This is a genomic window from Pantoea sp. X-Soil-YNGN-775 (genome assembly GCF_059730575.1).
In genome coordinates this window covers 849,004-871,923 of the sequence record NZ_AP035945.1, presented here as the reverse complement: position 1 = coordinate 871,923, position 22,920 = coordinate 849,004, and the positions used below count along the sequence as shown (strand labels likewise).

Sequence of the window (22,920 nt, the reverse complement as noted above, 5' to 3'; positions counted from 1 at the left end):
TTGCGCTGCGGTAGCGGATAGTTCCGATAATGCAAGCAGAGACGCACGATTCGCGTTATTGTTCTCTTCACCTCAAGGTACACACAGCATGGGCAAAATCGCACTCCTGTTTGCGATGATTTTACTGCCAGCCCTCAGCATGGCAATGACCCCAGAACCCGCTCAGCAAGCGGCACCGGTCAGTAAAGAATTAAAGAAACAGTTACTCGGCACGCCGGTTTATATTCAGATTTTCAAGGAAGAGCGTACCCTCGAACTGTACGGCAAAATTGGTAACGAATACCGCCTGCTGGATACCTACCGCATCTGTAATTTTTCTGGCGGCCTCGGCCCGAAACGTCGTGAAGGCGATTTCAAAAGCCCGGAAGGATTTTATAACGTCAGGCTGAACCAGCTGAAACCGGATAGCCGGTTTTATCGCGCGATCAATATTGGCTTTCCGAATCAGTACGATCGCAATCAGGGCTACAGCGGTAACTACCTGATGATTCATGGCGACTGTAAGTCGATTGGCTGCTATGCCATGACGAACGCCTATATGGATGAGATCTTTACTTATGTGAATGCGGCGCTGCGTAACGGCCAGCAGGATATCAGCATCAGTATCTATCCGTTCCGCATGACCGACAGCAATATGCAGCGTCACCGTTACTCCACCTACGCCAGTTTCTGGCAGCAGTTGCAGCCGGGTTACGCTTATTTTGCGAAGTATCACCAGCCACCGACGGTTAACGTCGCCAGCGGAAAATATGTGATGAACAGCAGCCCGGTAGTGACCAATCCCGAAGCTGCTTCACGCTCATTCCTGGCGCTCTCCAAGGCAGAATAACGCCCACTCACCTGGCACAATCCGCTGCCAGGTTTCATTGGCCGTCAGCGGCTGCGTCGCAATCACCGTCACCACGTCATGCGGCGTGGTGTGCTGCTGAAAATCAACCTCTACATCCTGATCGAGCAGCTGCGCGCGGCCAAACGGCGCGCGCCGGGTGATCCAGAATAGGTTGGTGGAGCAGAAGGCCATCAGATAACGCCCGTCCGACAGTAGCATGTTAAACACCCCTTTCTGCCGCAGGCTGCCCGCCAGCTCGCCGATAAAGCGAAACACCGCTGGCCAGTTACCCGGCGTGCGGGGATAACGCGTCGCCAGCTGATGCAAAATCCAGCAGAACGCCTTTTCGCTGTCGGTCTCCCCGACCGGACGAAAGGTCCCGGTCTCCAGCTGCCGGTAGCCCTTTAGCTGCCCGTTATGGGCGTAGGTCCAGTTACGGCCCCACAGTTCGCGGGTAAACGGATGGGTGTTTTCCAGCGACACCTGACCGCGATTCGCCTGGCGGATGTGCGCCACCACCGAATGCGATTTGATCGGGTACTCCTGCACCAGCCGCGCTATTGGCGAATTGAAGCTCGGCAGGGGATCCTTAAAGGTGCGACAGCCTTTATCTTCGTAAAAGGTAATGCCCCAGCCATCTTTATGTGGGCCGGTTCCGCCACCACGCTGCACCAGGCCGGTAAAGCTGAAACAGATATCCGTGGGAACATTGGCGCTCATCCCGAGCAATTCGCACATAGTCACCACCTTAGCGTCAGACGCCTCCCGCCAGGCGAGAGGCCAGAGTGTTACTTCACCATCTCTTTTTCGATCAGCAACATCAGAATATGGATCACTTTAATGTGGATCTCCTGAATGCGATCGGCATAACCAAAGTGCGGCACCCGGATTTCAATGTCAGCACTGCCCGCCATCTTACCGCCATCTTTACCGGTCAGGGTGATCACTTTCATCCCCTGCGCCCGCGCCGCCTCAATCGCCTTAATGATGTTGGCCGAGTTGCCGGAGGTCGATAGCCCCAGCAGCACATCGCCCGGACGGCCTACCGCTTCAACATAACGCGAAAAGACGTAATCGTAGCCAAAGTCGTTACTGACGCAGGAGAGATGGCTGACGTCTGAAATGGCGATCGCCGGATAGCCAGGACGATTTTCACGATAGCGGCCGGTCAGCTCTTCGGCGAAATGCATCGCGTCGCAGTGTGACCCACCGTTGCCGCAGGAGAGCACCTTGCCGCCTGCCTTGAAACTGTCAGCCAGCAGCACCGCAGCCCGCTGGATCGCATGGATATTCGCGTCATCGCTGAGGAATTTATTCAGCGTATCGGCGGCTTCGTTGAGCTCAGAGCGGATGATGTCCTGGTACATAGGGAGGTCCTTTTTTAGCAGAGGTTAATCTGCAGCAAGTTTAACGGAATGCCTGAGCGGCGCAAAGCATCACGCCATTGCGGCCCGATCGCCGCTGGCATTATCTCTGCACAGCCGCCAGCGAAACGGGTCGGAAAATTGATTTTGTGAGTCAGGTTGTAATTGCGATGTAAACGAATTGATAAATAGAGCCAACTGCTCTAAACCTCTACTCAACAGGTCAGACCTCTTACTACTTACGGAGCGGTTCATTATGATGGTTGTTTCGATACTTGCCACGGTGGTGCTGATTGGCGCCCTGTTCTATCACCGCCTGTCGTTGCGGCTGAGCAGCCTGATTCTGCTGCTGTGGACCGCGGCGATGGCGGCCGCACACCTCTGGACGCCGTGGCTGCTGCTGCCACTGGCTATTATTCTGTTGCCGTTTAACCTGCCGTCGCTGCGCCGTAATCTGTTTTCAAAACCGATGCTGCAGCGTTTTCAGCAGGTGATGCCGCCCATGTCACGCACCGAGAAAGAAGCGATCGATGCCGGAACCACCTGGTGGGAGGGCGATCTGTTTCAGGGCAAACCGGACTGGCAGAAGCTGCATAACTATCCTCAGCCGCACCTGACGCCGGATGAGCAGGCCTTCCTGGAGGGGCCGGTTGAGGAAGCGTGCCGGCTGGCGAATGATTTCCAGATTACCCATGAAATGGCCGATCTGCCGCCGGAACTGTGGGCCTATCTGAAACAGCATCGCTTCTTCGCGATGATCATTAAAAAAGAGTATGGCGGGCTGGAGTTTTCCGCTTATGCCCAGGCGCGCGTGTTGCAGAAACTGGCTGGCGTATCGGGCATCCTGGCGATTACCGTCGGTGTACCGAACTCGCTCGGTCCGGGCGAACTGCTGCAGCATTACGGCACTGATGAACAGAAAAATCACTATTTACCGCGTCTGGCGCGTGGCGATGAGATCCCCTGCTTCGCCCTGACCAGCCCGGAAGCCGGCTCAGATGCCGGTGCGATTCCCGATACCGGCGTGGTGTGTATGGGTGAATGGCAGGGTCAGCAGGTGCTGGGTATGCGCCTGACCTGGAACAAACGCTACATCACGCTGGCGCCTATCGCGACCGTGCTGGGGCTGGCGTTTAAACTGTCCGATCCCGATCATCTGCTCAGCGATAACACCCATCCGGGCATTACCTGCGCGCTGATCCCGACCAACACCCCCGGCGTGGAAATCGGTCACCGTCACTTCCCACTTAACGTGCCGTTCCAGAACGGTCCGACCCGCGGTAAGGATATTTTCGTGCCGATCGATTACATCATCGGCGGACCGGAAATGGCCGGACAGGGCTGGCGTATGCTGGTCGAATGTCTGTCAGTGGGTCGCGGCATTACCCTGCCGTCCAATTCGACCGGCAGCCTGAAAAGCGTGGCGCTGGCAATTGGTGCCTATGCCCATATCCGCCGTCAGTTCAGGCTGTCGATCGGTAAAATGGAAGGGATTGAAGAGCCACTGGCACGCATTGCCGGTAACGCTTACGTGATGGATGCGGCAGCAACGCTAATCACCGCCGGTATTATGCAGGGTGAAAAACCGGCGGTGCTGTCGGCGATAGTGAAATATCACTGCACCCATCGCGGTCAGCGGGCGATCATTGACGCGATGGACATTGCCGGCGGTAAAGGCATTATGCTCGGTAACAGCAACTTCCTGGCGCGCGCCTATCAGGGAGCGCCGATCGCTATTACCGTTGAAGGGGCGAACATCTTAACCCGCAGCATGATCATCTTCGGCCAGGGGGCGATTCGTTGTCATCCTTATGTTCTGCAGGAGATGGCGGCCGCGGCCAGTAACGACGTTGACGCTTTTGATCGGGCGCTGTTCAGCCATATCGGCCACGTCGGCAGTAATCAGGTGCGCAGTCTGTGGCTCGGCCTGACCGGCGGACGCACCAGCGCCACCCCGACCCGTGATGCGACGCGTCGCTATTATCAGCATCTCAACCGCATCAGCGCCAACCTCGCGTTGCTGTCAGATGTCTCAATGGCGGTGCTGGGCGGCAGCCTGAAACGTCGTGAACGCATCTCGGCGCGACTGGGCGATGTCCTGAGCCAGCTTTATCTGGCCTCTGCTACGCTGAAGCGCTACGACGATGAAGGCCGTAACGAAGCCGATCTGCCACTGGTGCATTGGGGCGTTCAGGATGCGCTGCATCAGGCGGAAGTGGCTATCGATGAGCTGCTACGCAACTTCCCTAACCGGCTGGTGGCGGGCGCGTTACGGCTGGTGATTTTTGCCGGTGGCCATCACTGCCCGGCACCGTCCGATCGTCTTGATCATCAGCTGGCAAAAATGCTGCAACTGCCGTCGGCCACCCGCACACGTCTGGGACGCGGACAGTATCTGGCACCGGTTGATAACAATCCGGCCGGTCAGCTGGAACAGGCGTTGCAGGATGTAATGGCTGCGGAAGTGATTCACGACAGACTGAGCAAACAGAGCAAGCAGCACCTCTCCTTTACCCGGCTGGATGAGCTGGCAAAACGGGCGCTGGAGCAGGGCTGGATTGACGATAAAGAAGCCGAGGTATTGCGCCGCGCTGAAGCCAGTCGCCTGCGTTCTATCAATGTGGATGAGTTTGAAGCGGATGCACTGGCGGTACCGGTGCCAGAGAAAAAATCGCAATCCGCTTCGGCCCGCGCCAGCGAGGCGGCATAAGGCGGCGGGCCGATGTGATGTCGGCCCGTTAATTCAGCGCAGGTTCAGGGAACGTATGCCCTCCGTAAAGACACAACAACGCCATACATGGCTTTAGCATTTAATCTGACCGTGCTTCCTGCGCTGGCATCCCCCTCATCGCCAGCAAGATTTTTGTTTTATCCAGAGGCCGACATCACGTCGGCCTTTTTTTATCCGGCCTGTCGGATGCGGGCAATCAGCGCATCGACATCTTCAACGTGATCGGCTGCCAGTATCAGCGTGCGTCCGAGGTTTATCGCGTTACGGATGCAGTCGGTACGCATCGCCGGATCGGCAATCAGCTTCATATCCGCCACATGCGACATCCCTACCGTGCGCCGGATCAGTTCGGTTCCGCAGTAGCCGATGGTATCCGCCCATACTTTGCGCAGGAAGGCATCGACATAGCCGGGATAAGCCAGCGCCACGTCAGCGGTTTTCTCCGCCGCCAGCGCCTGGAAACGGCTGGAGAAGGTTGTCCAGACGCTATGCACATCGCTCAGGCGTTGCTCACGGGCATCGGCGGCTTCACGCGGCGGCAGCAGGCCGGGCAGGCCGCAATAGTTGATCAGCAGATTGCCGAGCGCAGTGCCGATATCAAAGCCCATCGGCCCGAAATAGCCAAATTCAGCATCAATCGCTTTCAGGCTACCGTCCGCGACAAAAATCGATCCGCTGTGGATATCGCCATGCAGCAAGGCTTCGGCGTGGGCAAAGAAGCGGTGCTTGAGACCAGCTACCGCAATACGCAGCGCATCATCGTGACGCAGGCTGGCCACTAACGGCTCCAGCGCCGCCGGATAGCTATTACGCGGATGATCGGTGTAGGGATCGTTAAAGAACAGATCTTCGGTGATCTCGCACATTTCCGGATTAATGAAGCGCGCCACTTCCGCTTTCTTCTGATGCGGATGCAGCACGAAATCGGAGGTGTTAAACAACGTCTGTGCCAGATACTCGCCCAGCTGCCGTGGTGCCTCAGGATAGTAAACGCCCTTCACCAGCTCGCTACGCCAGATACGGTGGCTGGAGAGATCTTCCATCACCATCACCGCCAGATCCGCGTCGTAATGGGTAATCTGCACCGTGTGCTGCGGACAATATTTGTAGTGCTCGACCAGCGTCTGCGCTTCAAGCCGCGCCCGATCCAGCGTCAGAGGCCATGACTCGCCGACGCAGCGCACATAAGGCAGCGCCTGCTTGACCACCACCCGGCTGTTGCCCTGATCGTCATAAATTTTAAACACCAGGTTAAGATTGCCGTCACCGATTTCTTCGGCACGGCTCAGGGCGGAAGGATTATCCAGACCGCCGAATTGTCGGGCATAGTCCACCGCATCAGCAGCGGTGAAGGTACGGTATTGCGACATTGCCTGTTCCTCATCATTCGAAGGCTGAATAAACCCGGTGCAAAAGCCGTTCAGACGTCTATACATCCGTCGAGCATGTTGGCACAATATCTGACATTAACGCAACAGGGATTTCACCCACCATGCAGACTCTCCAAACCACCAGCTTACAGGTTCGTGACAATCAGCTCTGGATCCTCGATCAGCAGGCGCTGCCGCAGCAAAAAAACTGGCTAGCGGCGCACAGCGTGGCGCAGCTGGTTGAACACATTCACGCGCTGCGGGTGCGCGGTGCGCCGCTGATTGGCCTTTCCGCCTCGTTATTGCTGGCGTTGCTGGCAGAACAGGGCCAGACGCAGAGGCAGCTGGCAGAGTCGCTGGCGATCCTGCGTGCCGCCCGCCCTACCGCAGTCAACCTGATGAATAACCTTGATCGGATGAAACAGGCGCTGGCGCAACCGGCGTTCGCTACCGCGCTGGCCGAGGAAGCCTGGCGACTGGTCGAAGAAGATAAACAGCTGTGTGAGGCAATTGCCAGCGCAGGCAGCGCGCTGGTAAAACCTGGCAGCCAGCTGCTGACCCACTGCAACACCGGCGGGCTGGCAACGGCGGGCGTCGGCACCGCGCTGGGGGTAATCATCCACGCTCATCAGCAGGGCCGGGTGAACAATGTCTGGGTCGATGAAACCCGTCCGCTGTTGCAGGGCGGCCGCTTAACGGCCTGGGAGCTGGGCGAACGGGCGGTTCCTTATACCCTGATTACCGACAGCATGGCCGCCAGCCTGATGGCCAGCAAACAGGTGGACGCGGTGTGGGTCGGCGCTGACCGGATTGCCGCCAACGGCGACGTCGCCAATAAGATTGGTACCTACAGCCTGGCGGTACTGGCACACTATCATCAGATCCCGTTTTATGTGGCCGCGCCGCACACCACGCTGGATCGCAGCTGCCCGAACGGTGCGGCGATTCCGATCGAGCAGCGCGCCGCCAGCGAAGTGACCGGCGTGGCCGGCAGTTTTGGCAGCGTGCAGTGGGCACCTGAAGCGGCGAACGTCTACAACCCGGCATTTGATGTGACGCCAGCCGACCTGATTAGCGGTTGGGTTCTGGATACCGGCGTGGTAACACCGGAGCAGGTCGCAGCGGGAATTTTCCAGCCGCAGTGAGTCAGACGGCCACCGCGTAATGTTCTGCGCGGTGGCCGAAGCGGCTCAGCCGATTACGCCAGTCGTGGATAAGCGTCGGCAATCCTGTCGCCGGTAAAGTTAGCGATCCATCCTTCCTGATTATCAAAAATCCGAATCGCGGTGAAATGCGGCGACGATCCCATATCAAACCAGTGTGGCGTACCGGCCGGCACCGAGATCAGATCGTTCTTTTCGCACAGGATCTGCAGGATCTCGCCATCCAGATGCAGGCAGAACAAACCCGCGCCCTCAACAAAGAAACGCACTTCATCTTCGCCGTGGGTGTGTTCGGAAAGAAACTTTTCGCGCAGCACCGTTTTCTGCGGATTGTCCGCCCGCATGCTGATCACGTCCCAGCTCTGATAGCCCTTCTCCGCCACCAGCCGGTCAATCGCATGCTGATAGGCGGTGATAACCGCTGCTGCGTCCGGGTTTTCCCCCAAATCGCGATCGGCTTCCCAGCGTTCAAAGCGGACGCCTTTAGTATTCAGCCGCTCAGCGATCGCCTGCGGGTCGGTGCTGTGCCATATCGGCTGGCTGGCTTCGCTGTCGGTAAAAATAGTCAGTGCACTCATTCTAAATCGACTCCAGGTTAATCTCAGAAAAATCAGTGACCTGACGGTGGCGGCTTGCGCCATCCGCCTCACCACGTATCAGCTGCAGGGTATGCCAGCCAGCCTGGGCAGCCGCATCCAGCTCCTGATGAATATCCGACAGGAACAGCAGTTGCTCCGCTGGCAGGCCAATCTGTGCGGCAATGGTGTGATACGCCGCGACTTCACGTTTAGCGCCGACGTGCGTATCGAAGTAGCCGCTGAATAAGCCAGTAATATCACCTTCGTCGCTGTAGCCAAATAACAATTTCTGCGCCGCAACCGAGCCTGAGGAATATATATAGAGTTTACGGCCCTGCGCCTGCCAGGCGGTCAGGGCCGGGAGCACATCGGGATAAAGATGGCCGGTGAAACTGCCGTTGAGATAGCCATCACGCCAGATCATCCCCTGCAGCGCTTTCAGTCCGGTAGATTTACGATCCTGATCCATAAAGCTGAACAGGATCTGCGTCAGGGTCGGCAGATCGGCCTGCGGCTGATCGACCTCAGCCCGCACCGCCTCAAGCGCAGCCTGCACCTCTGGCTGATGCCGCTGGTCACGCAGGAACGTCGCCAGATGCTGGCGCGCGTAAGGAAACAGGATGTTATGGACAAAGCGGATATCGCTGGTAGTGCCTTCAATATCGGTAACAATGGCGCGGATCATGCGTTCTCCAGCAGGCGACGTTGACGTTCACATTCAAATAAAAATTCCAGTCCTTCCAGCTGGCGACGCGCTTCGCTGACATCGCGACCCCAGCAGGTTAAGCCGTGACCGCGCAGCAGGAAGCCATAGCGCAGCGGAAACCGGGCGGCGTAATCTTCAATTTCCGATGCCAGCGCCGCAATGTCCTGGCTGTTATCGAACAGCGGTATGGCGACGGTATCCAGATGATTATGCTGACCGGTGAGCGTTTTCTGCATCTCATAACCGTGCAGCAGCAGCGCCGCGCCCTGCTCGACCCGCGATAACACCGTCGCATTCACGGTATGGGTGTGCAGCACCGCACCCGCCTCAGGAAAGAGCCGATAGATCAGCGTGTGCAGGCCGGTTTCCGCCGACGGCTTGCGGCCGGAGAGCGCCTGGCTGGTAGCAATATCGACCTGGATAAAGTCATCACGCGTCAGCGTGCCTTTATCTTTACCAGATTCGCTCAGCAGACAGATCTGCGCATCCTGACGCACAGACATATTACCGCCGGTCGCGGGTGCCCAGCCCTTCGCACCAATCCAGTGACAGGCGGCGACCAGCTGATCTAACGGGTGAATATCCGACATAGGGTTTCCTTGCAGTGGAATGGGATGGCTGGTAACTCAGATAACGGTAACGGCCCTAAAAATACAACAGGTTAAGTTTGCTACTTTGCCGGCAAAGCTCACGATGTCTTTTCAATGATTCCTGTATCAGCAAAGCTCACGCCCCCTGCCAAATGATCCGTGTGTCAGCAAAGCTCATAACCCCTGCCAAATGATCCGTGTGTCAGCAAGGCGGTAAGCGCGCTTATCCCCGTGAGCTGACATCAGTCAGTGACCGGGGTAAGCAAACGCAACCAACGCCGCTGCCGCGCGGAGCATGAAGGCAGGCAAGGCGGCAAGTGCGCGCATCCCCGGGAGCTGACATCAGTCAGTGACCGGGGTAAGCAAACGCAACCAACGCCGCTGCCGCGCGGAGCATGAAGGCAGGCAAGGCGGCAAGTGCGCGCATCCCCGTGAGCTGACATCAGTCAGTGACCGGGGTAAGCAAACGCAACCAACGCCGCTGAGATGCGGAGCATGACGCATTGTAAATGCTAAATGATCCGCATTTCAGCAAGGCGGCAAGTGCGCGCATCCCCGGGAGCTTACAAGAGTAAGTGACCGGGGTAAGCAATCGTAGCCAACGCCGCTGAGGTGCGGAGCATGACGCATTTAGCCGTCTAAGCGTCTCGATTGCCAAATACTATCATCCTGTTTATAGTGGCACAAACACCGGGTGACTCCGCATCGACATTCGCGCTTAAGGCCAGAAAACCATGACGCAGCACAACCTGATTCCTGACAGCAAACTTCCGGCGCTTGGGACGACCATTTTTAGCCAGATGAGTGCGCTGGCACAGCAGCACAACGCTATTAACCTTTCTCAGGGCTTTCCCGATTTTAACGGGCCGGACTATTTGCAGCAGCGGCTGGCGTATCACGTTAGTCAGGGTGCGAATCAGTATGCCCCGATGACCGGCGCTTTGCCGTTACGCGAGGCGATTGCGGAGAAAACCGCTGAGCTTTATGACTATCGTCCGGACGTCGAGCGCGAGATTACGGTTACTGCCGGGGCGACTGAGGCACTGTACGCGGCAATTACCGCGCTGGTCAGGCCGGGCGATGAGGTGATCTGTTTTGATCCCAGCTACGACAGCTATGCGCCGGCAGTTGAACTGTCGGGTGGGGTGCTGAAGCGCATCGCCCTGCAGCCACCGGCCTTTCACGTTGACTGGTCGGCCTTTGGCGCGCTGCTGAGTGAGAAAACCCGGCTGGTGATCCTGAATACTCCGCACAATCCGTCGGCCACCGTCTGGCGGCGCGAGGATTATGCCGCGCTGTGGCAGGCGATTGCCGGGCTACCGGTGTATGTGCTGAGCGACGAAGTGTATGAACACATCTGCTTTGATCCGGCGGGTCATGCCAGCGTACTGGCCCATCCGGAACTGCGTCAACGCGCCATTGCCGTCTCTTCGTTTGGCAAAACCTTCCACATGACCGGCTGGAAAGTGGGCTACTGCATTGCACCGGCGGCGATCAGCGCTGAAGTACGCAAGGTACATCAGTATCTGACCTTTTCGGTCAATACCCCGGCGCAGCTGGCGATTGCCGATATGCTGCGTTACCAGCCGGAACATTATCGCGAGCTGCCGGCGTTTTATCAGGCGCGTCGCGACCAGCTGATTGCGGCCTTGCAGCATAGCCGCTTCAGGGTTCTGCCGTGCGAAGGCACCTATTTTTTACTGGTGGACTACAGCGCAATCTCCGATCTGGACGATGTCAGTTTCTGCCAGTGGCTGACCAAAGAAGCAGGCGTGGCGGCGATACCGCTGTCGGTGTTCTGCGCCGATCCCTTCCCTCATAAACTGATTCGCCTCTGTTTTGCTAAACAGCAAGCGACGTTAGATGCCGCCGCGGAGCGCTTATGTCAGCTTTAAACCTCACCGTATTGCAGGAGACCCTGAGCTGGATGGATGGCGAGGCGAATCTGCGCCATTTCGATCAGCAACTGGCTGGCATTACCGGACGCGATTTAATTCTGCTGCCGGAAATGTTTACCACCGGCTTTGCGATGGAGGCGGCAAAAAGCTCGTTGCCTCAGACGCAGGTGGTGGAATGGCTGCAACATCATGCCCGGCAGACTGACGCCCTGATCGGCGGCAGTGCGGCGATCCAGACCGAAAACGGCGCGGTAAACCGCTTTTTACTGGTCGAGCCGGACGGAACGCTGCATCAGTACGACAAGCGGCATCTGTTTCGTATGGCGGATGAGCATCATCACTATCTGCCCGGCGAGCAGCGTCAGATAGTTGAATGGCGCGGCTGGCGCATTCTGCCGCAAATCTGTTATGACCTGCGTTTCCCGGTTTTTTCACGTAACCGCAATGATTACGATCTGGCGCTGTACGTCGCCAACTGGCCTGCGCCGCGTGCGTTGCACTGGCAGGCGCTGCTGTTAGCGCGCGCGATTGAGAATCAGGCTTACGTGGCGGGCTGTAACCGGGTCGGCAGTGATGGCAACCAGCATCAGTACCGTGGCGACAGCCAGATTATTTCGCCGCAGGGTGAGATCCTGCAGGCGGCCGAGCCGTTCCAGCGCGCCCGGCTGGATGCCGCGCTGTCGCTGGAGGCGCTCAATGCTTATCGTGAACGCTTCCCGGCCTGGCAGGATGCGGATCGGTTTACGCTGTAGTCTGTCGCGCAAGCCTGGCCGACAGCAATCAGCTGCCGCGATAGGTTGACCACGACCACGGCGAGATCAGGAACGGCAGATGAAAATGGCTGCCCGCTTCGGCAATGACAAAATCGATCTGGGCGCTGACATAAAGCGCATCCCGACCGGCGGCGGCAAAATAGTCGCCAATCTCCGCAGTTAAGCGGTAGTGACCCGGCGTCAGCGGCTCCGGGGTCAGGGTTTTCAGTCGGCCATCGCTGTCGGTTTCGCCCTGAGACAGCGGGAACCACCCTTCCGGGCTGTTCTGCTCCAGCGAAATCGCCACGCCGCTGGCCGGTTTGCCGATTGCGGTATCAAGAATATGGGTCGTGACAGTACTCATTCTATGCTCTCCTCCAGCCGTAACAGGGTAATTTCACGCAGCTGATCCAGCGCTTCCTGCTGCTCAGCCTGCTGATCATTCTGGAGCCGACGCTGCAATTCCGCCAGCATCTGCTCTGCGCTGCGTCCTTTGGCTCGGATTAAAAATACCCGGCCAAAGCGCGCCTCATAAGTCTGATTGCCCTGTTGCATCGCCTGTTGTAGCGACCGATCGGCCTGCTGCATAGCAGACTGTTCGCCGCGCGACAGCGTCGCCTGTTTGTCGCTTCCGCTGGCCCGTTCGCCGATACGTGGATGGGCAGCCAGCGCCGCCTGTAAAGCATCGCCCTGCCACTGTCGCGCCAGTGCATCGCCGGTGGCGAGCAGTGCCGCCAACGATGCATAGGGACGCGCCGCCACCAGCGCCTGCTGCCAGTGCGGGATCGCCACACAGTGGGCAATCGCCGCCAGTGCCTGCTCTTCCGGCAACTGATTAAAGGTGGTTAATTGCATGCTCAGCTCCGTTCAGCAATCAGACAAACCGCCTGCAGGTAGGCCTGCAGTGCCGGGGCAACATCATTCACCGCTACCGACTCCGCCGGATGGTGGCTGATACCGCGATGATTACGCACAAACAGCATGCCGACCGGCCAGCGTTCGGCAATCGCAATCGCATCATGGCCCGCACCGCTCGGCAGCGACAGGCTGCGCCCCTGCACCGTTTCCACCGCATGACTCAACGCCTGTTGCAGCGCGGAATCACAGGCGGTGGCCCCGATGCGGTAATATTCGTTCGCCTCAAAGCGCAATCCGCGACGCAGCGCGATCGCCTCCGCCTGAGTTAACAGGCTGGAGAGCAGCGCCTCCAGCGGATTGTCCAGCGGGCCGCGCACGTCCAGCGACAGTGCGATCTCGCCAGGGATCACATTCACCGCGCCGGGCGCGCAGCTCAGAGTGCCGACCGTCGCCACCAGCTGTGGATCCTGCTCGCGGGTGGTCTGCTCGATAAACACCATCCATTCGGCAGCGGCAGCCAGCGCATCTTTACGGTGGGTCATTGGTACCGTACCGGCATGTCCGGCTTCGCCGGTGAAGCGGCAGTTCAGCCGGCGCGCACCGTTGATCGCCGTCACCACGCCCAGGGGCAGATCTGCCTGTTCAAGACACGGCCCCTGCTCAATGTGCAACTCAAGGTAACCGACAATATCTTCTACCCGGCGCGCGGCGGTGGCGATTTGGCTGCTGTCGAGCCCGACATCTGCCATCGCCTGCGCCACGGTAATGCCGTTGCCGTCAGGATGGGTTACCCAGCTCTGCGGCCAGCTGCCGGTAATCCCGCGGCTGCCGAGCAGCGTAATGCCAAAACGGGTGCCCTCTTCGTCGCCGAAACCGATCACCTCAATTGCCAGCGGCAAACGTTGCTGGTGCTGATGCAGCCACTGCACGGTTTCGATAGCGCTTAGCACGCCCAGCATGCCGTCATAGCGACCGGCGTTACGTACCGTGTCGAGATGCGAACCGAGCAGTAAGGCGGGCGCCCCCGGTTCGGCTGCTTCGTAGCGGCCACAAATGTTGCCGACCGCATCCTGCCACACCTGCATTCCGGCGGCCTGCATCCACTCTCCGACACAGGCGTTGGCGCGCAGGTGCTCCGGCGACAGGTAGACGCGCGTCAGTCCCTGCGCCGTTTCGCTGATCGCTGCCAGCGCATCACAGCGCGCCATGACGCGCTGTGATGCGGCGTGGGCTTCGCTGGCGTTCATCATCATGCCTGGCTCCCGTAGTAGTCCCAGGCCGCCTGCGCAGCCGCGCCCTGCGGCGTGCGATAGCCCAGATAGGTCAGCACCGTTTCCAGCGCCGCCAGCGTCTGCATGACACAATCCTTGCGGGCATTGAAGCCCATGGTGCCGATGCGCCACACCTTGCCGTGCAGCGGACCAAACGAGGTGCCAATTTCAATGCCGAAATCATTCAGCATCAGTTGCCGCACCAGATCGCCATTGATGCCCGGCGGGATCACCACGCCCAGCACGTTATTCATTTTGTGTTGCAGGTCGCCAAAGGTCTCCAGTCCCATGCCCTGAATGCCTTTCAGCAGCGCTTCACCGTGCAGTTTGTGGCGGGCAATGCCGTTATCCAGACCTTCCTGCAGGATCAGACGGGCGCATTCGCGGGCGCCAAACAGCGCGCTGGTCGCTTCAGTGTGGTGATTCAGACGCTCCGGTCCCCAGTAATCCATGATCATGCCGAGATCAAAATAGTTGGAGTAGATCATCTCCTCTTCCCCATCCTGATGCGCGGCGGTTCGGATCCCCTGTTCGACGCACTTACGCTTGCGGATCACCGCTTCCATCTGTTCGCTCAGGGTGATCGGCGAGGTGCCGGACGGACCGCCGAGGCATTTCTGCATCCCGGCAGAGACCGCATCCAGCCCCCAGGCATCGGTTTCCAGCGCATTACCGGCCAGCGACGCGGTGGCATCGGTGTAGAACAGCACGCCATACTGTTTGCAGATTGCCCCCAGCTGCGCCAGCGGTTGCAGCATGGTGGTGGAGGTGTCGCCCTGTACCGTCAGCAGCAGCCGTGGCCGCACTTTTTTGATCGCATCTTCGATCTGATCGGGAGTAAAGACTTCGCCCCACGGCACCTCTATGGTATGAACCTCAGCGCGGCAGCGACGGGCGATTTCACACAGCAGATGCCCAAAGCGGCCAAACACCGGCACCAGCACTTTGTCGCCGGGCCGGATGGCAGAGAGCAGGATTGCTTCAATCCCGGCGCGCGAGGTGCCATCAATCAGCAGGGTCCAGCGGTTTTCGGTACGAAATACGCCGCGATAGAGCGCCATCACCTCGTTCATGTAGTGGGTCATGGCGGGATCGTACTGGCCAAGCAGCTGGCTCGACATGGCGCGCAGGACGCGCGGATCGGCGTTGATCGGCCCAGGCCCCATCAGCAGACGTTGCGGTGGATTGAGTTGTGGGTAGCGAGTGATATCCATGATGAATTCCTTGTTGAAGACTTACAGGCGGACCGAAGAGATAAACTGTTTCAGTTCAGGCGATTGCGGCTGCGCAAATAACGTTTTGCTGTCGCCCTGCTCCCAGACGCGCCCCTGATGCATAAAGACCACGCGATCGCCCACGTCGCGGGCGAAGCTCATTTCATGAGTGACGAGGATCAGCGTCATTCCTTCGGCCGCCAGCTGCTCCAGCACTTTGAGCACTTCGCCGACCAGCTCAGGATCGAGCGCCGAGGTGATCTCGTCACAGAGTAAAACTTTCGGCGTCATCGCCAGCGCACGGGCGATTGCAACCCGCTGCTGCTGACCGCCGGAGAGGCTGGCTGGATAGTAATCGAGCCGTTCGCCCAGCCCGACTTTCTCCAGCATCTGCGTCGCCAGCGCCCGGCACTCCGCCTCGCCCTTTTTCAATACCCGACGCGGTGCCAGCATGACATTTTCCAGCGCAGTCATGTGCGGGAACAGGTTGAAGCTCTGAAACACCATGCCGATTGAACGGCTGATCTCGCGGGCCTGTGAATCGCGGTCGGTAATGGTCATGCCGCCAAGCTTGATGCTGCCTTCCTGATAGCCTTCCAGCCCGTTAATGCAGCGCAGCAGCGTGCTTTTACCCGATCCACTGCGACCGATAATCGAGATCACCTCGCCCATGTCGATATCCAGATCCACGCCTTTCAACACATGGTTGTCGCCGTAATATTTTTGCACCTGATTAATGGTGATGAGCGGCATTGAATTTTTTCTCCAGATACTGGCTGTAGCGAGACAGCGGATAACACATCAGGAAGTAACCGAGCGCCACCAGCCCAAAGACTTTGAACGGCTGGTAGGTCACGTTGTTCAGAATGGTGCCGGCTTTGGTCAGCTCGATAAAACCGATAATCGACGCCAGCGCAGTGCCTTTGATCACCTGTACCGCAAAGCCGACCGTCGGGGCGATGGCGATGCGAATCGCCTGCGGCGCAACCACCCGCGCCAGGGTCTGGCTGAAACTCAGGCCGAGACAGCGTGACGCTTCCCACTGCCCTTTCGGCAACGCGCGAATACTGCCGTACCAGATATCGACCAGAAAGGCGCTGGTGTAGAATGTCAGCGCCAGCGAGGCCGCCGTCCAGGGCGCGACGTCAATTCCGAACAGCCCGACGCCAAAGAAGGCGAGAAACAGCTGCATCAGCAGCGGCGTACCCTGGAACAGCGCGGTATAGCCGCGAACCCAGCGCGTCAGCCATTTACGCTGCAACAGTCGCATAAACAGCAGCGGCAGCGTCACCAGCGTGCCGCCGACAAACGCCACCAGAGAGAGCAGCAGGGTCCAGCGCGCCGCCAGCAGCAGGTTGCGCACGATGTCCCAGTCGGTGAAGGTTGTCATCATGCCTGCACTCCAAACCATTTACGGCCAATCGCCAGCAGCAGCTGACGTATCGCAATCGACAACGCCAGGTAGATCAACGTGGTCACCAGATAGACCTCAAAGCTTAAAAAGGTGCGCGACTGAATCAGGTTAGCGGAGAAAGTCAGCTCCTCGTAGGAGACCTGCGACACCACCGACGAGCCGAGCATCACGATAATGCACTGACTCACCAGCGCCGGATAAATACGCTGCAGCGCGGGCGGCAGCACCACCCGCAGAAACGTCTGGCTGCGGGTCAGGCCCAGCACCCGGCCCGCTTCCCACTGCCCTTTTGGCGTCACCTGAATACCGGCGCGGATGATCTCAGTGCTGTAGGCACCAAGGTTGATCAGCATCGCCAGCAGCGCTGCTTCACCGGCGGTGAGTTTCAGCCCCAGGTTAGGCAGGCCAAACACGATAAAGAACAGTTGCACCACGAACGGCGTATTGCGGATCAGCTCGACGTAGACGCCCCACAGACGGCTCATCCAGCCCGGTTTACCGCTGCGCAGCGCGGCGCCGACGATGCCGAGGCTGACGCCGCCGACGGTGGCCAGCAGCGTTAACTGGATGGTGACCCACAGGCCGGAGAGCAGCTCCGGCCAGTAGGGCCACAGGGCGGGAAAGTTAAGTTGCCCGATCATTATCCGTTCCTCAGGCGCCGAGGCTGGCGGGCAGCGGGGCTTTCAGCCACTGTTCTGACAGGCTGTTCAGGGTGCCATCTTTGATGCCCTGCTCAATCAGCGCATTGATCTTCTGTTTCAGTGCCGGCTGGTCTTTCTTCAGGCCAATGAAGCAGGGTGAATCTTTCAGCATAAACTGGGCAACCGGTGCTTTAGCCGGATTCTGACGGGCGATAGCCGCCACCACCAGGTTGCCGGTCGCGACATATTCCACCTGACCGGAGAGGTAGGCTGACAGCGTGGTGTTGTTATCTTCGTAACGTTTCACCTGAGCGTCCTTCGGCGCGACCTCACTCAGCACCATGTCCTCTACTGCGCCACGGGTGACGCCAATCGACTTGCCGCTCAGTGCCGCCGCCGATTTGATCTCTTCGCCTTTCGGCCCAAAGACGCCGAGGAAGAACGGCGCATAGGCGCGGGTGAAATCGATCACTTTTTCACGCTCCGCGTTTTTGCCCATGCTGGAGATCACCAGATCGACTTTGTCGGTTTGCAGATAAGGCACCCGGTTGGCGCTGCTGACCGGCACCAGCTGTAACTTAAGTTTCATCTGCTTCGCCAGGTACTTCGCCATGTCGATGTCGTAACCCTGGGGTTGCAGATCGGTGCCGACTGAACCAAACGGCGGGAAATCCTGCGGCACCGCCACCCGGATCACGCCACGCTGCTGGATATCCTGCAACTGATCGGCCAGCGCGCTGCCCGCCTGAGTCATCAGTAATGCCGCTGCCGCAACCGCCATCAAAACTTTTTTCATTATGCACCCCGGTGAGATTGTGTGAAACAAAAGATTCTTTAGCATGCATTCTGCAACTAATGTGCCAATCAGCGCAGCGGCAAAAAAAGAGTTAACTGGCAATGAGATTGGGAAAAGAGCGGCCTGATAAGCCGCGAAAGGCTGGTGGAACAGGCTGTACTAAAATAGGGCAAGGCACCAAAACGGTGCCTGTTAGCGGTGCTCCAGTTCGTCAAACTGCTGGTAAAGATCGGCGATCTGATGAATACGCTGACGGCCCTGCGCCAGCATTTCATGCAGCAGCGCGTTGGCGATCAGGTTGATCAGGCTCATTGCCGAGGCGTAGCTGTCGAAAGCCGAGACGCTGTCGAGCGGCGCGCAGAGCTGCCAGCGTGCCAGCGCAATCACTGTTTGCGCCTGCGGCTCACACAGCGCCAGCAGCGGGATGCCGGCGGTTTGTAGCTGTTGCATCAGCGGACGAATCATCCGGGTACGGCGGCGGAACGCCATTACCACGACCATGTCGTCCGGCGTGATATCCACCAGCTCTTCGGCCAGCGTCTGGCCTGGCTGCGGCAGAATATGCACCTGTGGCCGCGCCTGCATCAGCTGCTGACGCAGGTGCAGTGCCACCGGATAGGCATTACGCATGCCGATAATAAAAACACGTTTCGCCTGCGCCAGCTGCTGGATTACCTCACCGAAATGCTGCGCATCCAGACTATTAACCCACTGCGTCAGGTTAGCCATCTCCTGCTTGTAGTGCCGTGACAGTAAGGTGTTGCCCTGCACCGCATCGCGGTTATCGGTTAGCGGCATGCCGCTCTGACGCAGGGTGCGCAGCTCATCACGCATCTCTTTGTACTTCTCATAGCCCAGACGTTTGAACAACCGGCTGACGGTGGCTTTCGAAACGCCGCTGAGCCGCGCCAGCTCGGCGCTGTTGTAGCTGATCAGGTCGTCAAAATGGTCAAAAACAAAGTCGGCAATCCGTTGCTCCTGCGGTGAGAGCTGGGAATAGTGGCTTCTGAGTCGTTCATCAAGCTGTTGCATAACAGGTCCTGTAACTTTTGTTTCAGCTGAAGCTAGCATAATTTGCGCCAGGTTAACGCGGCTGCAACCGCGGCCGGAATGAAAACTGGAACAGCTCTTGCTTTGTATACCGTTCTGTCACCCGATAACAGAATGAGAAAAGCATGATTCAAAGCAATATGGCCCCACAGGGGATGGCGGTGACGCCGCACCATCTGGCCAGCGAAAGTGCGCTGGCGGTGCTGCGTGACGGCGGCAACGCCATTGAAGCGATGGTGGCGGCGGCATCAACTATCGCCGTGGTCTATCCACACATGAATGGCCTCGGTGGCGATGGCTTCTGGCTGATTATGCCGCCAGGCGGCGATCCTGTCGCGATTGATGCCAGCGGTGCAGCCGGATCGCTGGCCCACTTCGATTTCTACGGCGATCATCAACAGATCCCGCACCGCGGCCCGAAAGCGGCGTTAACCGTCGCCGGTACGGTCAGCGGCTGGCAGGAGGCGTTGCAGCTGGGCGCGGAACTGGGAACTGCCCCGCTGCCGCTGGCACGTCTGCTGCGCGATGCCATTCGCTATGCGGCCGATGGCATTCCGGTGACCGCTTCACAGGCGGCCGCCACGGCGACCTTCCGCAACGAGTTACAGCATCAGCCCGGCTTTGCCGCCACCTTTATGCCTGATGGCGATGTGCCGCAGCCGGGCAGCCGCTTTACCCAGCCGGCGCTGGCGCAAACGCTGTGTCAGCTGACGGAGCAGGGGCTTGACAGCTTTTATCGCGGCCCGCTGGCGCGCCATCTGGCCAGCGAGATGTCAGCGCTGGGCATGCCGATCACCCTGGAGGATCTGCAACAGCAGCGCGCCCGCCGCTGTACTCCGCTGCATCTTTCACACAGCGAAGGCGATATCTGGAATATGACGCCGCCGACTCAGGGCATGGTGTCGCTGGCGATCCTTGGCATCACCGACGCGCTGGATATGGCTGACGCCAGTGAAGCGCAGACCGTACACCGTATCGTGGAAGCCACCAAAAAAGCCTTCGCGCTGCGCGACAAACACATCACCGATCCGCGCCACGTTACCGAAGATTTACAGGCGCTGCTCGACAGCGATCATCTCGCCACGCTCGCCAGTCAGATCGACGATCGCCAGGCGGCCCCCTGGGGAAACGGGCGGGGTCCGGGCGATACCGTCTGGATGGGCGTGATGGACAGCAGCGGCCTGGCCGTGTCGTTTATCCAGAGTATTTATCACGAATTTGGCAGCGGCGTGGTGCTGCCGGGCACCGGCATTACCTGGCAGAACCGCGGTGCGGCATTCAGTCTCGATCCCGATCACCTGCTGGCGCTGGCCCCCGGCAAGCAGCCGTTTCATACCCTTAATCCCGCTGCCGCGCGCCTGAAAGATGGCCGTACCCTGGTCTATGGATCGATGGGCGGCGATGGCCAGCCGCAAACCCAGGCGGCGATTTTTACCCGTCATGTGATTCAGGGCCTGCCGCTGCAACAGGCGGTCAGCGCACCGCGCTGGCTGCTGGGCCGCACCTGGGGTCAGTCTTCTGACTCGCTCAAACTGGAGAGCCGTCTCGCACCGGAAACGGTGGAGCAGCTGCGGCAGTGGGGACATCAGGTCGAGCTGCTGCCGGCCTTCAGTGAATTTGTCGGCCATGCGGGCGCGATCGTGCGCCACAGCAATGGCATGTTTGAAGGTGCCAGCGATCCGCGCAGCAACGGCAGCGCCGCCGGTTTTTAACAGGAGCCAACCATGAATCAAGCTGACTGGACCCCCTATGTTGCTCACATGGAGCAGATGCTACAACTGGAGCTGGACGAAGCCCGACGCGCAGAGCTGTTAATCCAGCTGACGCGTATCGCGCAGATGGCCGCGCCGCTGATGGCCTTTCCGCTGGACGATCGACTGGAAGTTGCAGGAGTGTATCAGGCATGAAACTGAGCGACGTTTCGATTCAGACGCTGCGTCTGGCGATCCACAATGGCGAGATCAGCGCCAGAGAGGTGGCTGAAACCACCCTGCAGGCGATTGAGCAGCACAATCCGCAGCTCAATGCATGGACGGAAGTCACCGGGCAGCGGATGCTGAAAGAGGCAGAGAGTATCGATACCAAGCGGCAGCGCGGTGAAGATCTGCCGCCGCTGGCGGGCATTCCTTACGCGGTAAAAAATCTGTTTGACGTTGCCGGCTACAGCACGCTGGCCGGAGCCAGCCTGTTCAGCCAGCGGCCCGCCGCGCGTGCGGATGCATTTGCCATCGATCGGCTACGACAGGCGGGCGCAACGCTGTCGGGCATGCTGAATATGGATGCCTACGCCTACGGCTTTACTACCGAAAACAGCCACTACGGCGCGACCCATAATCCGCGCGACCTGAGCCGCGTGGCCGGTGGCTCCTCGGGCGGCTCAGCCGCGGCGGTGGCGGCCGGTCTGGTTCATTTTTCACTTGGCACGGACACCAACGGCTCGATTCGGGTTCCCGCCTCGCTGTGCGGTACGTTTGGCCTGAAGCCGACCTTTGGCCGCCTGTCGCGTAGCGGCAGCCATCCGTTTGTCGCCAGCCTCGACCACATTGGCCCTTTCGCCCGCCGGGTCGACGATCTGGCGCTGGTCTATGACCAGCTACAGGGCGCAGACAGCAGCGATGCGTTTCAGTCCAGCCGTCCCGCGGCTGCGACGCTGCCGACCTTGTCCCGCGGTGTGGAAGGGTTACGCTGCGGCGTGCTGGGCGGTTTTTTTAATGACTGGTGTGACGAAGAGGCACGGGCTGCGGTGGCGGTTGTCGCCGCCGCGCTCGACGCGCAGCAGCAGGTGGTGATGCCGGAAGCCGAGCTGGCGCGCTCTGCTGCCTTTATCATGACGGCGGCGGAAGGCGGTAACCATTATCTGCCTGCGTTACGTCAGGTGCCGGAGCAGTTTGAACCCAACTCCCGCGAGCGTTTACTGGCGGGTGCGATGATGCCCGCCGCCTGGTATCTGCAGGCGCAGCGTTTCCGTCGCCATTTCCAGCAGCAGGTGCTGCCGCTGTTCAGCCAGTTTGACCTGCTGATTGCACCGGCGACGCCGTGCAGCGCGATTACCATTGGCCAGCAAACTATCACGATTAATGGGGAAGAACTGCCCGCCAAAGCCAGCATGGGTATGCTGACGCAGCCGATCTCTTTCCTCGGATTGCCGGTCTGCACCGTGCCGCTGGCGACCCGCAGCGGTTTGCCGATTGGCCTGCAGTTAATCGCCCGTCCCTTTAATGAAGCGGCCGTGTTGCGTGCCGCCTGGGCACTGGAACAACAAGGTATCACACTGGCACAAATCAACATGGCAGGAGCCTGATGGACATTCAACAGATCAATTTACCGCAGATAGTCAGTGAAGTGACGACCCAGTTTTACCGCTACGAGCAGGCGCTGGTCGGCAATGATATTGCCGAGCTGGATGCGCTGTTCTGGCATGATGCCCGCACCGTGCGGCTGGGGGCCGGTGAGAACTTATACGGCATTGATGAGATACGCGCGTTCCGTGCTGCCCGCCCTTCTGCCGGGCTGGAGCGAACGCTACTGAACACCGTGATCACCACTTTTGGCGAAGACCTTGCGGTGTGCAGCACCGAATTCACCCGCGCCGGCAGCGATAAAATCGGCCGGCAACAGCAAACCTGGGTGCGGTTGCCGCACGGCTGGTGCATTGTTGCGGCCCAGGTGAGCCTGATGAGTTAAGCGCCTGAACA

24 protein-coding genes are annotated in these 22,920 nt (G+C 59.1%); 9 read left to right on the top strand and 15 right to left on the bottom strand.

Annotated elements, in window-relative coordinates; translation table 11 throughout:
- Positions 1-88 precede the first annotated feature (88 nt).
- Positions 89-829: a peptidoglycan meso-diaminopimelic acid protein amidase gene (gene dpaA / locus AC6I8I_RS03920; RefSeq protein WP_031374982.1), complete on the top strand. Its 741-nt coding sequence runs from the start codon at positions 89-91 to the stop codon at positions 827-829.
- Here dpaA and AC6I8I_RS03915 read toward each other — a convergent pair.
- Together AC6I8I_RS03915 and lpcA are read right to left on the bottom strand one after the other, a co-directional pair.
- Positions 800-1,567 (bottom strand): class II glutamine amidotransferase, encoded by a 768-nt coding sequence (locus AC6I8I_RS03915; RefSeq protein WP_031374981.1) that lies wholly within the window; start codon positions 1,565-1,567, stop codon positions 800-802. The genes dpaA and AC6I8I_RS03915 overlap by 30 nt on opposite strands.
- A 50-nt stretch (positions 1,568-1,617) precedes the next feature.
- On the bottom strand, positions 1,618-2,196 hold the full coding sequence (lpcA, locus tag AC6I8I_RS03910; protein WP_031374980.1) for a D-sedoheptulose 7-phosphate isomerase: 579 nt from the start codon (positions 2,194-2,196) through the stop codon (positions 1,618-1,620).
- Between the two features lie 253 nt (positions 2,197-2,449).
- On the opposite strand from lpcA, the gene fadE reads away from it, so the two are divergent.
- Entirely contained in the window at positions 2,450-4,903 is a 2,454-nt protein-coding gene (gene fadE / locus AC6I8I_RS03905) for an acyl-CoA dehydrogenase FadE (protein WP_312057072.1), read from the top strand.
- 191 nt (positions 4,904-5,094) lie between these two features.
- Here fadE and mtnK read toward each other — a convergent pair whose 3' ends face one another.
- A complete protein-coding gene (gene mtnK, locus AC6I8I_RS03900; protein ID WP_312057074.1) occupies positions 5,095-6,294 on the bottom strand; it encodes an S-methyl-5-thioribose kinase in 1,200 nt (399 codons plus the stop codon).
- A 122-nt stretch (positions 6,295-6,416) separates the two neighbouring features.
- Here mtnK and mtnA point away from each other — a divergent pair, with 122 nt between their 5' ends.
- Positions 6,417-7,439, top strand: a complete 1,023-nt coding sequence (gene mtnA / locus AC6I8I_RS03895) for an S-methyl-5-thioribose-1-phosphate isomerase (RefSeq protein ID WP_497828345.1) — start codon at positions 6,417-6,419, stop codon at positions 7,437-7,439.
- A gap of 53 nt (positions 7,440-7,492) precedes the next feature.
- Here the strand turns inward: mtnA and AC6I8I_RS03890 are convergent, their stop codons facing one another.
- From AC6I8I_RS03890 to AC6I8I_RS03880, 3 genes are read right to left on the bottom strand one after another with little or no spacing between them, the layout of a single operon-like run.
- Entirely contained in the window at positions 7,493-8,035 is a 543-nt protein-coding gene (locus AC6I8I_RS03890) for a 1,2-dihydroxy-3-keto-5-methylthiopentene dioxygenase (protein ID WP_046288502.1), read from the bottom strand.
- 1 nt (position 8,036) lies between these two features.
- Positions 8,037-8,720: an acireductone synthase gene (mtnC, locus tag AC6I8I_RS03885; RefSeq protein ID WP_497828344.1), complete on the bottom strand. Its 684-nt coding sequence runs from the start codon at positions 8,718-8,720 to the stop codon at positions 8,037-8,039.
- Positions 8,717-9,331, bottom strand: a complete 615-nt coding sequence (locus AC6I8I_RS03880) for a methylthioribulose 1-phosphate dehydratase (protein ID WP_312057083.1) — start codon at positions 9,329-9,331, stop codon at positions 8,717-8,719. Before AC6I8I_RS03880 ends, mtnC begins: the two co-directional genes overlap by 4 nt.
- 734 nt (positions 9,332-10,065) lie before the next feature.
- Between AC6I8I_RS03880 and AC6I8I_RS03875 the strand changes: the two genes are divergently transcribed.
- Complete coding sequence (locus AC6I8I_RS03875; protein WP_497828343.1) at positions 10,066-11,226, top strand: pyridoxal phosphate-dependent aminotransferase; 1,161 nt, start codon at positions 10,066-10,068, stop codon at positions 11,224-11,226.
- Positions 11,214-11,981 (top strand): amidohydrolase, encoded by a 768-nt coding sequence (locus AC6I8I_RS03870; RefSeq protein ID WP_089562370.1) that lies wholly within the window; start codon positions 11,214-11,216, stop codon positions 11,979-11,981. The genes AC6I8I_RS03875 and AC6I8I_RS03870 overlap by 13 nt, the downstream gene beginning before the upstream one ends.
- Before the next feature lie 28 nt (positions 11,982-12,009).
- Here AC6I8I_RS03870 and uraH read toward each other — a convergent pair whose 3' ends face one another.
- The 9 genes from uraH to hpxU form a co-directional block, all read right to left on the bottom strand.
- Positions 12,010-12,345, bottom strand: a complete 336-nt coding sequence (uraH, locus tag AC6I8I_RS03865) for a hydroxyisourate hydrolase (protein WP_031374972.1) — start codon at positions 12,343-12,345, stop codon at positions 12,010-12,012.
- Positions 12,342-12,836 (bottom strand): 2-oxo-4-hydroxy-4-carboxy-5-ureidoimidazoline decarboxylase, encoded by a 495-nt coding sequence (gene uraD, locus AC6I8I_RS03860; protein WP_031374971.1) that lies wholly within the window; start codon positions 12,834-12,836, stop codon positions 12,342-12,344. The genes uraH and uraD overlap by 4 nt, the downstream gene beginning before the upstream one ends.
- Before the next feature lie 2 nt (positions 12,837-12,838).
- Complete coding sequence (gene hpxK, locus AC6I8I_RS03855) at positions 12,839-14,092, bottom strand: allantoate amidohydrolase (RefSeq protein WP_497828342.1); 1,254 nt, start codon at positions 14,090-14,092, stop codon at positions 12,839-12,841.
- The gene (locus AC6I8I_RS03850) at positions 14,089-15,324 is read right to left on the bottom strand and encodes a pyridoxal-phosphate-dependent aminotransferase family protein (RefSeq protein ID WP_497828341.1); all 1,236 of its coding nucleotides are present in this window, start codon (positions 15,322-15,324) and stop codon (positions 14,089-14,091) included. Before AC6I8I_RS03850 ends, hpxK begins: the two co-directional genes overlap by 4 nt.
- A gap of 21 nt (positions 15,325-15,345) precedes the next feature.
- Complete coding sequence (locus tag AC6I8I_RS03845; protein WP_312057096.1) at positions 15,346-16,077, bottom strand: amino acid ABC transporter ATP-binding protein; 732 nt, start codon at positions 16,075-16,077, stop codon at positions 15,346-15,348.
- Entirely contained in the window at positions 16,058-16,714 is a 657-nt protein-coding gene (locus AC6I8I_RS03840; RefSeq protein WP_312057116.1) for an amino acid ABC transporter permease, read from the bottom strand. The genes AC6I8I_RS03845 and AC6I8I_RS03840 overlap by 20 nt, the downstream gene beginning before the upstream one ends.
- Positions 16,714-17,379, bottom strand: coding sequence for an amino acid ABC transporter permease (locus tag AC6I8I_RS03835; protein ID WP_497828340.1), 666 nt, complete (start codon positions 17,377-17,379; stop codon positions 16,714-16,716). Before AC6I8I_RS03835 ends, AC6I8I_RS03840 begins: the two co-directional genes overlap by 1 nt.
- A 10-nt stretch (positions 17,380-17,389) precedes the next feature.
- Positions 17,390-18,175: a transporter substrate-binding domain-containing protein gene (locus AC6I8I_RS03830; RefSeq protein WP_497828339.1), complete on the bottom strand. Its 786-nt coding sequence runs from the start codon at positions 18,173-18,175 to the stop codon at positions 17,390-17,392.
- A 192-nt stretch (positions 18,176-18,367) separates the two neighbouring features.
- Positions 18,368-19,207, bottom strand: a complete 840-nt coding sequence (gene hpxU, locus AC6I8I_RS03825) for a MurR/RpiR family transcriptional regulator HpxU (RefSeq protein WP_031374964.1) — start codon at positions 19,205-19,207, stop codon at positions 18,368-18,370.
- A gap of 143 nt (positions 19,208-19,350) precedes the next feature.
- Here hpxU and AC6I8I_RS03820 point away from each other — a divergent pair, with 143 nt between their 5' ends.
- Genes AC6I8I_RS03820 through hpxZ form a run of 4 tightly spaced genes read left to right on the top strand, consistent with a single transcriptional unit; the run spans position 19,351 to position 22,909 of the window.
- Positions 19,351-20,937 (top strand): gamma-glutamyltransferase family protein, encoded by a 1,587-nt coding sequence (locus AC6I8I_RS03820; protein ID WP_497828338.1) that lies wholly within the window; start codon positions 19,351-19,353, stop codon positions 20,935-20,937.
- 12 nt (positions 20,938-20,949) lie between these two features.
- Entirely contained in the window at positions 20,950-21,132 is a 183-nt protein-coding gene (gene hpxX / locus AC6I8I_RS03815) for an oxalurate catabolism protein HpxX (RefSeq protein WP_312057103.1), read from the top strand.
- Entirely contained in the window at positions 21,129-22,526 is a 1,398-nt protein-coding gene (locus AC6I8I_RS03810) for an AtzE family amidohydrolase (RefSeq protein WP_497828337.1), read from the top strand. Before hpxX ends, AC6I8I_RS03810 begins: the two co-directional genes overlap by 4 nt.
- Positions 22,526-22,909 (top strand): oxalurate catabolism protein HpxZ, encoded by a 384-nt coding sequence (gene hpxZ, locus AC6I8I_RS03805; protein ID WP_497828336.1) that lies wholly within the window; start codon positions 22,526-22,528, stop codon positions 22,907-22,909. The genes AC6I8I_RS03810 and hpxZ overlap by 1 nt, the downstream gene beginning before the upstream one ends.
- Positions 22,910-22,920: the final 11 nt, after the last annotated feature.

Excerpts from the sequence above, each read along its gene's own strand:
- dpaA (WP_031374982.1), top strand. The coding sequence starts at position 89 with ATGGGCAAAATCGCACTCCTGTTTGCGATGATTTTACTGCCAGCCCTC.
- AC6I8I_RS03915 (WP_031374981.1), bottom strand. The coding sequence starts at position 1,567 with ATGTGCGAATTGCTCGGGATGAGCGCCAATGTTCCCACGGATATCTGT.
- lpcA (WP_031374980.1), bottom strand. The coding sequence starts at position 2,196 with ATGTACCAGGACATCATCCGCTCTGAGCTCAACGAAGCCGCCGATACG.
- fadE (WP_312057072.1), top strand. The coding sequence starts at position 2,450 with ATGATGGTTGTTTCGATACTTGCCACGGTGGTGCTGATTGGCGCCCTG.
- mtnK (WP_312057074.1), bottom strand. The coding sequence starts at position 6,294 with ATGTCGCAATACCGTACCTTCACCGCTGCTGATGCGGTGGACTATGCC.
- mtnA (WP_497828345.1), top strand. The coding sequence starts at position 6,417 with ATGCAGACTCTCCAAACCACCAGCTTACAGGTTCGTGACAATCAGCTC.
- AC6I8I_RS03890 (WP_046288502.1), bottom strand. The coding sequence starts at position 8,035 with ATGAGTGCACTGACTATTTTTACCGACAGCGAAGCCAGCCAGCCGATA.
- mtnC (WP_497828344.1), bottom strand. The coding sequence starts at position 8,720 with ATGATCCGCGCCATTGTTACCGATATTGAAGGCACTACCAGCGATATC.
- AC6I8I_RS03880 (WP_312057083.1), bottom strand. The coding sequence starts at position 9,331 with ATGTCGGATATTCACCCGTTAGATCAGCTGGTCGCCGCCTGTCACTGG.
- AC6I8I_RS03875 (WP_497828343.1), top strand. The coding sequence starts at position 10,066 with ATGACGCAGCACAACCTGATTCCTGACAGCAAACTTCCGGCGCTTGGG.
- AC6I8I_RS03870 (WP_089562370.1), top strand. The coding sequence starts at position 11,214 with ATGTCAGCTTTAAACCTCACCGTATTGCAGGAGACCCTGAGCTGGATG.
- uraH (WP_031374972.1), bottom strand. The coding sequence starts at position 12,345 with ATGAGTACTGTCACGACCCATATTCTTGATACCGCAATCGGCAAACCG.
- uraD (WP_031374971.1), bottom strand. The coding sequence starts at position 12,836 with ATGCAATTAACCACCTTTAATCAGTTGCCGGAAGAGCAGGCACTGGCG.
- hpxK (WP_497828342.1), bottom strand. The coding sequence starts at position 14,092 with ATGATGATGAACGCCAGCGAAGCCCACGCCGCATCACAGCGCGTCATG.
- AC6I8I_RS03850 (WP_497828341.1), bottom strand. The coding sequence starts at position 15,324 with ATGGATATCACTCGCTACCCACAACTCAATCCACCGCAACGTCTGCTG.
- AC6I8I_RS03845 (WP_312057096.1), bottom strand. The coding sequence starts at position 16,077 with ATGCCGCTCATCACCATTAATCAGGTGCAAAAATATTACGGCGACAAC.
- AC6I8I_RS03840 (WP_312057116.1), bottom strand. The coding sequence starts at position 16,714 with ATGACAACCTTCACCGACTGGGACATCGTGCGCAACCTGCTGCTGGCG.
- AC6I8I_RS03835 (WP_497828340.1), bottom strand. The coding sequence starts at position 17,379 with ATGATCGGGCAACTTAACTTTCCCGCCCTGTGGCCCTACTGGCCGGAG.
- AC6I8I_RS03830 (WP_497828339.1), bottom strand. The coding sequence starts at position 18,175 with ATGAAAAAAGTTTTGATGGCGGTTGCGGCAGCGGCATTACTGATGACT.
- hpxU (WP_031374964.1), bottom strand. The coding sequence starts at position 19,207 with ATGCAACAGCTTGATGAACGACTCAGAAGCCACTATTCCCAGCTCTCA.
- AC6I8I_RS03820 (WP_497828338.1), top strand. The coding sequence starts at position 19,351 with ATGATTCAAAGCAATATGGCCCCACAGGGGATGGCGGTGACGCCGCAC.
- hpxX (WP_312057103.1), top strand. The coding sequence starts at position 20,950 with ATGAATCAAGCTGACTGGACCCCCTATGTTGCTCACATGGAGCAGATG.
- AC6I8I_RS03810 (WP_497828337.1), top strand. The coding sequence starts at position 21,129 with ATGAAACTGAGCGACGTTTCGATTCAGACGCTGCGTCTGGCGATCCAC.
- hpxZ (WP_497828336.1), top strand. The coding sequence starts at position 22,526 with ATGGACATTCAACAGATCAATTTACCGCAGATAGTCAGTGAAGTGACG.